General features: G+C 67.7%; 18 protein-coding genes. 12 read left to right on the top strand and 6 right to left on the bottom strand.

Annotated elements, in window-relative coordinates:
• The first annotated feature begins 158 nt into the window (after positions 1-158).
• A complete protein-coding gene (locus Q5425_RS17630; protein ID WP_308673331.1) occupies positions 159-1,490 on the top strand; it encodes a helix-turn-helix transcriptional regulator in 1,332 nt (443 codons plus the stop codon).
• A gap of 23 nt (positions 1,491-1,513) precedes the next feature.
• On the opposite strand, the gene Q5425_RS17635 is transcribed toward Q5425_RS17630, so the two are convergent.
• From Q5425_RS17635 to Q5425_RS17655, 5 genes are all read right to left on the bottom strand, one after another.
• Positions 1,514-1,780: a hypothetical protein gene (locus Q5425_RS17635; protein ID WP_308673332.1), complete on the bottom strand. Its 267-nt coding sequence runs from the start codon at positions 1,778-1,780 to the stop codon at positions 1,514-1,516.
• Positions 1,781-1,793: 13 nt separating this feature from the next.
• Complete coding sequence (locus tag Q5425_RS17640) at positions 1,794-2,570, bottom strand: Scr1 family TA system antitoxin-like transcriptional regulator (protein ID WP_308673333.1); 777 nt, start codon at positions 2,568-2,570, stop codon at positions 1,794-1,796.
• Positions 2,567-2,932: a hypothetical protein gene (locus Q5425_RS17645; protein WP_308673334.1), complete on the bottom strand. Its 366-nt coding sequence runs from the start codon at positions 2,930-2,932 to the stop codon at positions 2,567-2,569. The genes Q5425_RS17640 and Q5425_RS17645 overlap by 4 nt, the downstream gene beginning before the upstream one ends.
• A 24-nt stretch (positions 2,933-2,956) precedes the next feature.
• A complete protein-coding gene (locus Q5425_RS17650) occupies positions 2,957-3,289 on the bottom strand; it encodes a hypothetical protein (RefSeq protein ID WP_308673335.1) in 333 nt (110 codons plus the stop codon).
• Positions 3,290-3,722: 433 nt separating this feature from the next.
• Entirely contained in the window at positions 3,723-3,953 is a 231-nt protein-coding gene (locus tag Q5425_RS17655; RefSeq protein WP_125592348.1) for a hypothetical protein, read from the bottom strand.
• Positions 3,954-4,132: 179 nt separating this feature from the next.
• Between Q5425_RS17655 and Q5425_RS17660 the strand changes: the two genes are divergently transcribed.
• The 4 genes from Q5425_RS17660 to Q5425_RS17675 all read left to right on the top strand — a co-directional run bounded on the left by Q5425_RS17660 (position 4,133) and on the right by Q5425_RS17675 (position 6,135).
• The gene (locus Q5425_RS17660) at positions 4,133-4,969 is read left to right on the top strand and encodes a helix-turn-helix transcriptional regulator (RefSeq protein ID WP_308673336.1); all 837 of its coding nucleotides are present in this window, start codon (positions 4,133-4,135) and stop codon (positions 4,967-4,969) included.
• Entirely contained in the window at positions 4,966-5,142 is a 177-nt protein-coding gene (locus Q5425_RS17665) for a DUF397 domain-containing protein (protein ID WP_308673337.1), read from the top strand. Before Q5425_RS17660 ends, Q5425_RS17665 begins: the two co-directional genes overlap by 4 nt.
• 80 nt (positions 5,143-5,222) lie before the next feature.
• Positions 5,223-5,408 (top strand): hypothetical protein, encoded by a 186-nt coding sequence (locus tag Q5425_RS17670; RefSeq protein ID WP_308673338.1) that lies wholly within the window; start codon positions 5,223-5,225, stop codon positions 5,406-5,408.
• 97 nt (positions 5,409-5,505) lie between these two features.
• Entirely contained in the window at positions 5,506-6,135 is a 630-nt protein-coding gene (locus Q5425_RS17675) for a prepilin peptidase (protein ID WP_308673339.1), read from the top strand.
• On the opposite strand, the gene Q5425_RS17680 is transcribed toward Q5425_RS17675, so the two are convergent.
• Positions 6,136-6,588, bottom strand: coding sequence for a helix-turn-helix domain-containing protein (locus Q5425_RS17680; RefSeq protein ID WP_308673340.1), 453 nt, complete (start codon positions 6,586-6,588; stop codon positions 6,136-6,138).
• A gap of 152 nt (positions 6,589-6,740) precedes the next feature.
• On the opposite strand from Q5425_RS17680, the gene Q5425_RS17685 reads away from it, so the two are divergent.
• From Q5425_RS17685 to Q5425_RS17715, 7 genes are all read left to right on the top strand, one after another.
• Complete coding sequence (locus Q5425_RS17685) at positions 6,741-7,187, top strand: XRE family transcriptional regulator (RefSeq protein WP_308673341.1); 447 nt, start codon at positions 6,741-6,743, stop codon at positions 7,185-7,187.
• On the top strand, positions 7,184-7,735 hold the full coding sequence (locus Q5425_RS17690; RefSeq protein WP_308673342.1) for a hypothetical protein: 552 nt from the start codon (positions 7,184-7,186) through the stop codon (positions 7,733-7,735). Before Q5425_RS17685 ends, Q5425_RS17690 begins: the two co-directional genes overlap by 4 nt.
• A gap of 26 nt (positions 7,736-7,761) precedes the next feature.
• On the top strand, positions 7,762-8,856 hold the full coding sequence (locus tag Q5425_RS17695) for an MAB_1171c family putative transporter (protein WP_308673469.1): 1,095 nt from the start codon (positions 7,762-7,764) through the stop codon (positions 8,854-8,856).
• Positions 8,853-10,061, top strand: coding sequence for an NAD(P)/FAD-dependent oxidoreductase (locus tag Q5425_RS17700; RefSeq protein ID WP_308673343.1), 1,209 nt, complete (start codon positions 8,853-8,855; stop codon positions 10,059-10,061). Before Q5425_RS17695 ends, Q5425_RS17700 begins: the two co-directional genes overlap by 4 nt.
• 547 nt (positions 10,062-10,608) lie before the next feature.
• A complete protein-coding gene (locus tag Q5425_RS17705; protein WP_308673344.1) occupies positions 10,609-11,028 on the top strand; it encodes a DUF6355 family natural product biosynthesis protein in 420 nt (139 codons plus the stop codon).
• Positions 11,029-11,292: 264 nt separating this feature from the next.
• Positions 11,293-11,703, top strand: coding sequence for a hypothetical protein (locus Q5425_RS17710; protein ID WP_308673345.1), 411 nt, complete (start codon positions 11,293-11,295; stop codon positions 11,701-11,703).
• A complete protein-coding gene (locus Q5425_RS17715) occupies positions 11,697-12,578 on the top strand; it encodes a hypothetical protein (protein WP_308673346.1) in 882 nt (293 codons plus the stop codon). The genes Q5425_RS17710 and Q5425_RS17715 overlap by 7 nt, the downstream gene beginning before the upstream one ends.
• Positions 12,579-12,614 lie beyond the last annotated feature (36 nt).

The raw sequence follows: 12,614 nt of genomic DNA on the forward strand, positions 1-12,614 counted from the left end.
GCCGGCCCGGGTGCGATCGAGAAAACCGCGTCACCGGCCGATACGAGCGTTCGTCGTGCCGGTCCGGCACAGCTGTGCCGGACCGGCACGCTTCCCTCAACACGTCACCGGACGGCTACCCTGGGTGAGTCGGCCTCTCGAAGGTGGAGGACACGCCGATGTCCCCAATCATGCCGTCGCCGTTGCGGGACGCGATCGCGCGCCAGGATTACCCGGCCGTGCTGCGGCACGCCCGTGAGCTGGCCGGATGGACCCAGACCGAGCTGGCCCACCGGCTGGGTTTTCACCCAAGCGTGATCTCGCGGTTCGAGTCCCGACGGCGGCCGCTACGCGATGTCAAGACCCTGCAGCGCCTGGCCGAGGTCCTGCCAGTGCCCATGGAAGCCTTCGGACTGTACGACCACGAGGGCGTGGCAACCCGGCGCAGCACGCCTGGTCCTTCTAGGGTGGTCGGCAGTCCCGAACGGGAGGAGGACGACGTGCGTCGGCGCAGCTTCCTGAAGGCCGGCAGCCTGGCTGTCGGTGCCACCGTCGCCGGCGTCGCGACGCCCGCGGCAGCCGACGCGGCCCTGGCGCCCGATCCGGCCACCGTGCTCACCGCGCGCCTCTCCGACGTCCTGGTCGGCGCCCCTGCTCACGGGCCGACGATGCCCGCCGAACAGCTGACCCGCGGTCTGGCAGCTGCGCGCACCGCGTTCGGCAAATCCGACTTCCTCACCCTGGCCGACGTGCTGCCGTCGGTGGTGCGCGCAGCCGAGGTCATTCAAGACCCGGGATCGCTGGCCCAGGCGTACACGCTGGTCACCCGTGCTCTCGCGAAGCTGGTGCCCAACGGGCTGGAGTGGATCAGCGCTGACCGGGCCGTCCGTGCCGCCGGCGCGGCCGGGGAGCCCTTGGTGCTCGCCGAGGCGGAACGGATGCTGTCGGGTGTTTGCCGCCGCGCAGGTCATCACGCACAAGCGCAGGCTCTCGTCCTCGGCGCCGCCGACCGGCTCACGCTCGACGGGCGGGACCCGCGGCACCTGGTGCTGCATTCCAGCCTGCTGTGCACCGGCGGCTACGCCGCAGCCCGAGCAGGCGACGGCGCCCGCGCTCGGGACTTGCTCGACGCGGCCGCCACAACGGCGGCGCGTCTCTCCGGCGATGCTGGCGCCCGGGCGGGAGCGAACCTGCTGAGCCATCGTGTCTCCGTCGAGCACCTGCTGGGCGACCCGGCCGCCGCCATTCAGCATGCCCGCGCTGCCGGCCCGGTGAGGTTCCCCGACGTCGAGCGCGAAGGACGGTTCCTGGTCGACCTTGCCGCCGTACACCTGGACCTCGGTAGCCCCGGTTCGGCGTACAACACTCTGCTGGCCGCCGAACGTCGCGCACCCGGGGAGGTCTACACCCGATCTGCCGTCCGGGACATCGTCGGAGTGCTGCTCAACCAGGGCCGCGTTCCTGTTCCGGGTATCCGCGACCTCGCCGCCCGCGTCCACGTCGTCAACTGAAGTGCCCGGCTCGAAGCTTCGGGTTACTCCTGAGCTGGCCGACGGCCGCTGAGGCGGTCTCGTCGTGACGGGATGCCTTGGCGCCGCCGGTAAATCGTGTCGCATGCGTCGCACTGCCGCGGAATGCCGTGGTTTCGCCGTTCGATCAACGGCATGAACACCGGAGTGTCGGTGATACCGCACAGCGTGGTGATAACTTCTGCCGCCTCGAGCGCTCCCGCGAGGCGGTGCCACTCGCCGTTGATGATTGGGTGAACGGTCTGTGCGTCGAGGTAGATCAGTGCGGTCATCGCGATGCTCCGATCAGGGAGACCGGAAGTCAGCGCAGGTGACTGACCCGCGTTCGAGAGCCTTGAAGGTCGACCGGTAGCTCCGGACTGCGTCGGGTTCGTTGATGAAGATGACGTTGTCTTGGTGTCGCAGTGCGACCGTGAAGGCGCCGCTCTGGCCTTCATAGATTGTGAAGGGATCGATCCCCTTCGCGACGCTCGGAGGAACGATCTTGACTACCAGGCCGGGAAGGTTGGCTGCCGCCCGAAGAGCTTGGAGTTGCGGATCGATCGCCGGGGCCAAGGCTGCAGTGCCCACCAGAACGGTGTGGTGGCCGGTCCAGTCCTGGTCGAGCTGCCGGACTTGATGTTCGAAGACCGCCTGATCGAGGTCGTCCGGCCCCGCTGCGTGCTCCTGCGCAATCGCCCGGATGTACTCCGGCGTCTGCAGCGGCTCCGGGACGACGTGTGGCGCCCAATCGAAGGTGCGAACCGCGAGCGCCTCCAAGGCTCGCCGCTGACTGGTCGAGCCCGCATCCAGGGTTTCGATGGAAATCGGGTCCTCAAGCTGCTGTCGGAGCCGCATGACGCGGCCGTACTCGACCGGGCTCACTCGGAGAAATCCGAGGACGTGGGCCACGTCCTCGATCGCCGGTGCGCGTTTTCCCGTCTCCCAAAGAGACAAGACTTGGGCTGAGATTCCCAGCTTGTGTGCCAGTTGGCGCAACCCCAGTCCTTCTGCGGTTCGGGCAGTACGCAGAGAGGCGCTCAAGGCGAGCAGGGCCGGAAGGCAGGGGCTTGCTTTGGTCATGCGCATTCTCGTTCCATGTCGCGGGCTGCCGGAATGATCCCGGCGGCGACGTCATCGCCGTGGGAGCGGAGCAGGTCGGGTAGTTCGCCGACCGCGTCGGCGAGGTTGTGGTGCTCGTCCGGGGTCGCAGTGCCGTCTCGAAGCTGTATGACCAGCAAGGAAATTAGAAGTTGAGTCGCTTCGAGAGCGTCGACGAGTTTCTGGGTGTCGCGGGTCATGCGGGCTCCGGGCGTGACAGTCGGTCTATCCTTGTCGGAGAGTCGGCGCAGCCCGGCGAGAACCCTGCAGAGGTGGGCGTAGTCCGGATGCTCCGCGACGGACAGGTCGGTTTCGGACGGCCAGGCGATCGTGGTTGACGGCACGGTGCTCCACCACCTCGGGAAAGTTCAGTGCGGCGCATCGTCGGGCCAGCCCATCACCTGACGCAGGACATCTTCTGGTGGGCCGTCGACAGGTCCTCGCAGGGGGAGTGCTTCTCGTTTTCCCCAGTCGCCAAACGCAAAACGGGCGCCGATCGCGTGCGGTGGCGTCTGCAGCATTTCGATGCGCACGACGTCGTGGTGAGCATCGGTTGTCCGATGGCCGATGAGCAGCTCGGGTGCGTTCGAACCGGCCGGAGTGGCGCGCCATTCCCAGCCGCGGTTACGCGACTCATTGATGGCCGCGCTGCCGCTCTCCCATGCGAGGGCAGTTTCGTCCCAGCGATCAGAGCCGGTCATTGTGCCTCCGGGGTTTGGGGCGTCGCAGGCGTCGCCACAACGAGGTGCCACGCGGTTTGCTGCGGCAGGACGTTCGATCGGCGACAAGGCGCCCGCGGCACGCCGAGCACGCGCAGCGCGGAGCAGCGATCATCGGCGCAGCGGAGAACTCGGCGCCGCAGATCCCGCGGTACGAGCCGGAGGCTCGTATTCCGTCGACGAAAGCAGCTTCCGTGACTAGGTGGTTGGTGCCGGTCGACGCTTCAGTGACCCACAGCAGGCGTGGGGGAGCCGGGCGTCTTGTAGGTGCGGTAGCCATCGTGAAATCTCCGCGGTGAAGCTGGATCGAAAGGAACGGTGAACACCCGGCCGGTGCGCTGGTCGGGGCAAGCGCACCGACCGGGCTGATCAGGGGCGGGCTGTCATCCCGCCGCTGCGGCGGACCCGTGAGCGGTCATCTGCGGTCTCCCGGCAGATCGAGGGTCAGCATCGTTTGGGCGTGGCTGACCAGCTCGGCCATCGCTTGCCGGGGCAGGAAGGCGGGCGGTCCGTCGGCGCCGACCCGGACGGCGCGGACAGGCCCGTCGGTCGTGTCGATCAGGCCCAATGTGACCTGCGTCGCCGAGCCGGCGGGAGTTCGTGCGGGGACGATCAGCGGTGTTCCGCTCCAGTGGTGTCCTCGCATGTGCGCCTCCCCGTTAGGCTGTCAGGGCCATGAGCTGGGCGCTGACGATGCTACCGAATGTTGGTAGCAAGTGTCAGCGCTGGTAGCGGCGGTGCGCAATGACCTGATCGGGTGACCTCTGCGGTCGGCTCCACCTGCACTAGCATGTGCTGCATGGCTGGTAGCACCGCGAGGCGCCGATGAACCTCGGCGACGCGCTGAAGGAAGCGCGGGAGTCGCGTGGAGTTTCGCTGCGGAAGCTGGCCGTGCTCATCGGTCGCAAGGAGTCGGATTCCGGACTGATCTCGCGCTGGGAAACCGGCGAGCGCAACCCCAAGCCCGACGACGTGGCCTCGATCGTCGAAGCGCTCGGTATCGGCGACGATGCCGGCGCCGAGTTGATGGCGCTGGCCACCAATGCCGGGCAAAGCGGGCGTTGGCATGCCGTGACGGTGGCCGAGCGGCGACAGCAGATGAACGCGCTGCTGGCCGCGGAGCGGACGGCGACGACTGTCACCCATCTGGCTCCGCTGCTGATCCCTGGCGTTCTCCAGACGAGTGCGGTCATCCGCGCCATGATGGAAGAGGGCGACGTACCGGCCGACGAGATCGACGAGCGAGTCGCGATCCGGATCGGACGACGCGACCTCATTACTCGAAGTGCTCCGGCAACCCTTGATGTGCTGCTCGGCGAGGCGGCGATCCGGCACGTGATCGGAGGTCGGGATGTCTGGGCGGAACAGCTGACGTACCTGTCGGAGATGATCGATCTGCCCAACGTCAAGGTGCAGATCATCCCGTTCGAAGCCGGATGGACGCCGCTCCTGGCTGGTTCGTTCATCCTGTTCGACTCGGCTCAGGCGCCGTCGATCATCAGTCTCGAGCTGCATCGCGGCGGCCTGATGCTTTACGCCGAGGAAGACATCGCGGTGCATCGGCAGAAGGCCGAGGCGGCGCGCAGCAAGGCGATGAGCGTTGAGAAGAGTCTCGAGCTTATTGCGAAGGTGAAGAGCGAGCTGTTGGAGACGAAGCGATGACGAACTCGACCGGTTGGTTCAAGTCGAGCTGGAGCACCGAAACGCAGGACTGCGTTGAGGTTCGTCTCGGTGACGACGTCGGGGTGCGTGACTCGAAGGCCCCGTCCGACGGGCAGCTTTCAGTCGATCAGGCCGCTTGGGGCGCCTTCCTGGAGCGCCTCACGAAAGCCTGACCCGCACCGCTTCATCGAACGCGTGTTCTAGTCACGTGGTAGGTTCACGTCGTTCGAGGTCGCGGTCCCGGGAGGTCGAAGTGGCGTGGTTGCTGAGGGAGCGAGTCACCGGCTGCGAGTGGCGCATCGGCGACAGCGACCTCGCCTGGGAGGCCGGCGGCTACGACACCGCCAGATTCGAGCTCCACGTCCTCGATGAGGACGTCACCGGGGCGCCGGACGGCCTCCCCAGCTTCCGCCGGACGTCGGCGGCCTGCTCGTCGTAAAGCCTGCTCGGCGGCCCTGATGATCACCGGTGGCGAGGGAGCTGCCCCGTTCCTACGATGATCACCTCGGGTGCGGCGATCGCGGGGTGGGTGCCGGATGACGGGGATGCTTCGTCTGGTCGTCGGGCTGGCCGCGGGCCTGGCGCTCACGCCGGTGACCGTGTGCCTGCTGCGCCGGACAATGAACTCCAAGCTGTCGGGCGCGTGGGTCGCTGAGGTGATCGTTGTGGTCGCGGCCGCGGGAGCGGTCGTGGCGCTCTGGACGCCGTTCGCCATGGCTTTCGGCGCTGCATTCGCCTTATTGGGTGTCCCGGCTGCGGCCGTCGATGCCGCCGAGCACCGCATCCCGGACTTGCTCAGCCTCCCGCTGTGCGGCGTTAGCGGCGTCGCCGCAACCGTTGCCGCGATCGCGAGCGATGATGTCGGATGCGGCCTGCGCGCTCTCGCTGGCGGTGCGGCGTGGGGCGCAGCGTTGCTGCTGTCCTACCTGATCACCGGTCAACCGGGACCTGGAGACGTCAAGCTCGCTCCGAGTGTCGGTATTTTGTTGGGCTGGTTCGGCTGGTCCTGGGTCCTGGGCGGGTTCCTCGCGACGTATGTCCTCACCGCGGTAGCGGGATTGATCGGCGTGCTGCTTCGGACATACTCGTTTCGGAAGGGGCAGGTGCCGATGGGGCCCTCGATGATCGTGGTCGCCTTCGTGTGCGGCACGCTCGCCCAGCTCTGATCAGGCTGAGCGCCGGGCCTCTTCCGAGTCCTGGCTCCGGCGATGCCGTGCCTGCTCGACGATGTCCGCGTGCTGGCTCACCCAGTCGGCGAGCGGCTGCATGGCCTCGAGCGCTTCCCACGTCGCCGGCGCCAGCGAGTAGACGACCGACGGCGGGAACACACCCGCCTCCTGGTCGCGGACGATCAAGCGGTCGGCGGTCATCGTCTTCAATGTCCGTGTCAGGACGCTGGCATGAAGTACTCGCGGCCGTCCGGACCAGCTGTTCGCCGCCGCGGCGGCGTTGAGCGAACCGACCATGTCGAGCAGTTCGGTGTAGTGCTTCGGGCCGCTCTTCAGTGCCAGCAGGATCGCCGTCATCCAGTCACCGCCGAAGAGCTGCTTCGCGTCATGCAGCTTGCGCAGGCGCTCGGCGTCCTCGGCGGTGATCGCCTGTGTGCTCGGTCGAGTCATCGTTCCCTCCCCGGTTCGATCACCCCAGACTATTGATCTTAAGTTTCCGCAGGTCACGTCTCAACTATCGCGTCGGCATTCACCTGATCAGGTCTTAATTTCAGTTAAGTCGCCTGGTGAGCGGTACCGTCGAGGGGAGCTGAGGAGGGGTGATGGCCGAACGCGGGCGTGACTTCGCGGACAAGCTGAACCACCTGTTCGCCGTCACGAAATCGCCGGGCGGTGACGAGTACAGCAACGACTTCGCGGCGGACTCGATCACGGTCGCCGGCACGAAGATCTCCGGCACGTACATCTGGCAGCTGCGCAAGCGGAAGCGGGACAATCCGACGATCAAGCACGTCGAGGGACTGGCCAAGTTCTTCGGAGTGCCGGTCAACTACTTCTTCGACGACGACGTGACCGATCGCGTCGACCAGCAACTCCGCGACCTGGCGGCGGAGCAGGAACGCCTCAAGGCAAACGCCGGTGACGAGGAAGCGCAGCGGATCGCGATGCGCGCAGGTGAACTGACGCCGGATCGCCGTCAGCTCGTCATGGATCTGCTCGACATCGTCTACCGCGACCAGCAGGCTGCGCGGGAGCGAGGGGAGAGGTGAACGAGCGACTGCTGCGTCGCCAGTGCCGGCGGCTGCTGAAGGATCTGGACATCCGGCCTCCGCTGGACGTCTTCGAGCTGTGCCGACGCGTGGGTGACCGCCGTGGCAAGCCGATCCGCTTGCTCGCCCACTCGATCCCGGTGCCCGGCCCGTTCGGCGTGTGGATCAGCACGCGCCCAGCGGACTACATCCTGTATCAGCAGGAAACCAGCAAGCCACACCAGAACCACATCGTCCTGCACGAACTCGGCCACCTGCTGGCCGGCCACGAGAGCGATCCGTGCGATGACGAGCTCTTGGCCGGGCTGTACCCGGACATGTCGACGGACAGCCTGCGCCAGCGCTATCCGGATCTCGAGCCGGACGCCGTTCGCCGAGCGCTGCGTCGCACCTCGTACGACACCGACCAGGAGCGCGAGGCCGAGACGACGGCGACGATCATCCTGGAATGGGCGTCGGTCCTGGATCAGGTCGGCGTCAGCGGAAGATCGAGCGACACCGCCCAGGAAATGGGAGCTGCGCTCGAAGGCCGGCTGGGGTGGCTGTGACGCCTCTCGTCCTCGCGTACGGGATCGTGTCGGCCGCCCTACTGCTGTGGCTAGCCGCCAGGCTGGCGCGGAACCCGAGGAACTTCGCCCTGCGTAGCGTGACGGCGCTCGTGGCGTGCCTGGCCTTGGCGTTCCCGTTCGGCGCTGCGGCCGACAAAGGCGCCCATGTGGCAGGCCTGGCGCCGATGATCGCGCGGCTGATCCAGCACGGTCTTCTGCTGGTCGGCGTGTACAGCCTCGTGTGCTTCTTCCTGTTCTCGACCCGGGACCGAACTGCCGCCCGGCGACGCGCCGGTTGGTACGCAGCTCTGCTCGTGGTGGCGGAGGGCGTGCTCCTCGTCGCCGCGCTGGCGACACCGGCGTCCGCCCGGACCAACGACCAGTCGGTGCCCAGCGTGGCGGTCTTCTTCATCGCCGCCGACGTCTTCATGGCATTCGGCTTCGCGACGGCTGCAGTTTGGGCCTGGCGGTACGCGCGTGAAGCGGGCGGGCGGCTGGCCCGAGGACTGCGCATCGCGGCCGTCGGCCTGGTCGCGATCGTCTTGGCGAACTGCGTGTTCGTGCCCGCGATCGTGCTGGGGTTGATCTTCCACATCGGCGTCGCCGATCGCGGCGGGTCAACCGGGACGGTCGTGGGTGCGCTCGCCGTCACCGTCCTGCTGATGCCGGGTGTCCTACTGTTCCTGGCCGGAGTCAGCTACCCGGCCGTGATGACGAGGCTGGGTGCGGTGCGGATCTGGTGGCGCCATCGCCGCGGGTACCGGCAACTTGCGCCATTGTGGACGGTGCTGCACTCGGAGTTTCCCGATGACGCGCTGGATCGTGTGCCGGCAGCGCCGTGGCGAGACGCGCTGCGGCTGCGTGGGACGCACCGGCGGTACGACCGCCGGGTCGTCGAATGCCGCGACGGCTTGGTCCGGATCAGCCCGTACCTCGCGCGGACCGACGCTTCCGCCGATTTGCCGAGCCGTCTGCAGGAGGCACTCGCAGCGCACGCGGCCGGCGAGCCTGTTCCGACGAAGGCGGTTCCGGTCGCGCTACCGGAGGGGGACGGGCTGGAGTCGGACGTTTGCGAGCTGGTGCAGCTGGCGCGAGGCCTGGAGTCGAGGGGAGCGGGATGACCAAGGCGTTGATCATCGGTGGGGGCATCGCGGGGCCGGTTGCGGCCATGGCCCTGCAGAAGGCGGGCATCGACTCCGTTGTGTACGAGGCATACCGGACAGGCGCGGACGACGTCGGCGCGTTCATGACGATCATGAACAACGGCTTCGACGCCTTGAATGCGGTCGACGCCGACAAGCCGGTGCTGCAGGCCTCCTTCCCGGCCGACCGCGCGTTGTTCTGGAGCGGCTCGGGTAAGCGACTCGGCGAAGCGCCCATCGGCGGCGGCTCGGCCGGCTCGTACGGGCCGCACACCATCAAGCGGGCTGAGCTGTACCGCGTGCTGCACGACGAGGCCGCCCGGCGCGGGATCAAGATCGAGCACGGCATGCGGCTCGACGACGTCGACAGTGGCCTCGAGAATGGGGTGGCGGCGATCTTCGAGGACGGCTCCCGCCAGGTAGGTGACCTGCTGATCGGCGCCGACGGGATCCACTCGGCCACCCGGGTGCTCATCGACCCGGAGGCGCCCGAGCCGCGGTACACCGGGACGGTCGTGTTGTGCGGCTACGCCCGGCAGGCGCCGGTCGACCCGGTGCCGGGCGTGTACCGGATGATCTACGGCAAGCGTGTCTTCTTCGCCTACACGACCGCGCCGGACGGCGAGACGTGGTGGTTCGTGAACCTGCCGCGTCCGGAGCTGTCGAAGGCGGAGCTCGCGTCGACGTCGCTCGAGGAGTGGAAGCGGCAGGCGACGGCGTTGCTTCGCCGTGACCGCTCGCCGGCGGCGGCGATCGTGGAGGCGTCGGGGCAGATCCGCGCGAGCAACGGCTACGACATCGCTTTGACGCCGAGGTGGCACGCGGGCCGGATGATCGTGATCGGCGACGCCGCCCACGCCGCGGCCCCGAACGCCGGCCACGGCGCGTCGATGGCGATGGAGGACGCTGTTGTCCTGGCCAAGTGCCTGCGGGACCTGCGAGAACCGGCGGCAGCGTTCCGGGCCTACGAACAGCAGCGCCGGGAGCGGGTCGAGCGCCTGGTGGCGACCAGCGCGAAGATGGGTGGTACGGCCACGCCGGGGCCGATCAAGCGGCTCATCCGTGACATGGCTATCTCCAAGCGGCTCAAGAGCGGCCCGCGCAACACGGCGGCGTGGCTCACCCAGCACCACATCGACTGGCATACGCCGGTGCCGGACGGGGTCTCCCAGGCGCACGACTGAAAGGTAACCGAGTCCGGCTATGACGACCCGTCGCAGCTGCGCAGTCCGCCCAGCGGCCGGACCGTTCCAGCAGCACGACGTCTTCGCTGCCGATAGTCCAGCCTGCCGGCCATGTGCCGGACGGCGTACCGGTTCGTCCGTGCCCAGACACGTGTCAGCTCGGGCGGAACGATGAAGGACGCACCGGTGAAGTCAGCATGAGCGGGGAAACTGGCCTCGCCGAATCGAGACTTGTTCACGAACTGCGCGGCACGGAATGAAGTCCGGCCGGCGGATCCGGCGGCCTCGGCGTCGAACGACCCGGCGAACCGCGCGCCGGTGAAATCGGTGAGCCGGAAAACCTCGCCTGACGGAGGTCGGCTGGCCCGGCCACGGTGACTCCCAGGAAGGTGGGACGAAGTGTGCCCACAGGAATGAGTTCGGGACAACGAAATACTCGGTGCTCGGGTCCCCGTGCCTGTTTAGCCCCTGCGCTCGCCGCCGAACTGCGCGCTCCTGAACGGGTGGATTCCGGGGAACTCGTCATGCGTACCTGAAAGTCCGTGTCATGCGCCGTTTGCAGTGCGTGGTGCTGCGGCCTGTAGACCGGATTCATAGCAAGAACATGGATCGGTCGGAGGCCGGAATGAAAAATTCGAAATCTCTTCGCCTGACGGGTCGAATCGCTGCCACGGGGACGATCGTCATCGCCATGCTCGGTGCAGGGTTGACGTCGGCCGCGGACGCAGCTGTTCCCTCTAGCTTGGAGGGAACGTGCGGTTACCAAGGCTGGGGTGAGTACCGGCATTGCGACGGTGGAACCGGTGCCACCGTCATGCTTGACGTCCAGGACATCTGGGGCAACATCTACCACTACTGCGTCGGTCCTGGCGTGACGGACCTGCAGCCAGTGATCAGATGGCGTGTTACTGGCGCCTGGTGGAACGGTGGCGTCGGGTGTGCTCCCGGCTACTACGGGCCGGAGTGAAGCACACATTCGAGTGAATAGAACTGTGTTGGCTCATGTCGTCTCGCTTGCCCGGTTTGATGAACCTGATCAACGGTTCGTCAGAGAGGTTGAACAATGATGCAAAGCTGGTTCTCGGTGGCGGGACTCATTCTCGTGTCGGCGGGATTGGTGAGTTGTACGGGAGAAACCCAGAAGGAGGCACCGAGCACTCTGCCGTCCGGGGTGTCACTGCCGTCGGGTTCGAAGCCCGTCCGGCCCGAGAATGAAGCCTCCCGAGCTGCGTTGGCTGCCTACGAGCTCTACTGGCAGATCAGCGAACAGGCAGGTCGCACACCTCGCGAGAAAGACTGGCGGCCGGAGCTGGCGAAGGCGATGGCCGACCCGGCGCTGACGGACTACGTGAACGAGGTCGCCAACCTCGCCTCCGTGCCGGCACACACTGTCGGCCGGTACCGGCGGGCACCGAAGGTGACCTCGGTGTCCCTGGGCGAGCCGCCCCGGGTCGTCGTCACCGACTGCCTCGACGCCACCGACGAGCACCTCGTGAGCGACAAGGCCGGCGAGCCCGGCCGCAACCTCGACAACCCCGACCAGCCGCGGCGGTACGAGTTCGAAGCGCAGCTCGTCCGCTACCCGAACCCCGATCGCTGGCTGGTCCAGCAAGTCCAACCACGCTTGGAGAAGCCATGCTGAAAGGAACCTGCGTCCTGGCCGTTGGTCTGGTCGCCGCCTTGCCCGCGGTGGCGTACGGCCAGGCGGGCCCGGGCGGATGCCAGTCGGCGGGCACCCGCGGGATGTGCTGGGTAGAGGCCACCGACCCGGGGCGTTCGGGATCGGCCAGCTCCCCGCAGCAGGGATCGGGACCGGCCCAGCAAGCTGGTGGCCACGCATCCGGGCGGCCGCAGTCCGCGTGCGTCGACCAGCCGTGGACACCGCCGCCCGCGGGCGATCCTCTGTGGGGTGGCCATTCGCCGTCCGAGGGCTCGTTGAGGCTGCTGATCTGCCAGGGCGGCGGAGCACTGCAGGGCTGGCCGCGGGTGGTATTCGCCCCGAATGGGCAGCCGGTCGTGGTGCCGCAGGTGTCACCGGCCGAGCTGGCCGAACAGGCCATCTCGGCGATGGGGTTGTCGGCGCCGGACATCCGGCTCGCGCCGCCGGCGGATTCCGCGCACGGTGCCACGATCGGCTTTCCGGTGTGGATGTGGACTGCCCGTCGGGAGGCCACCGTCGGGCCGATCACGCGGACCGCGAGCGCGGGTTCGATCACCGTGACTGCCACGGCGACCTTGGCCAAGATCGACTGGTCGATGGGCGACGGGGCAACCACCAGTTGCGCCGGACCCGGTACCGAGTTCACCGACGAACTGGCCGGGCAGCAGTCGCCGACCTGCGGTTACGTCTATCGCGGCCTGGTCGCTGGGGGAGTGGCTGCCATCAATGCGACCAGCCGTTGGGAGATCCGCTGGTCCGGCGGCGGGCAGAGCGCGTTCCGGACGATGGGGCTGACCTCGTCGGCGCGCCTTCCCGTCCGCGAGATTCGCACACTGAACACCCGGGGTCCGCGATGAGCACGCGGGTACAGCAGCTGCGCGGAATGCCCGACA

Source organism: Amycolatopsis sp. A133 (assembly GCF_031082405.1).
In the GTDB taxonomy this organism is placed as follows: Bacteria; Actinomycetota; Actinomycetes; order Mycobacteriales; family Pseudonocardiaceae; genus Amycolatopsis.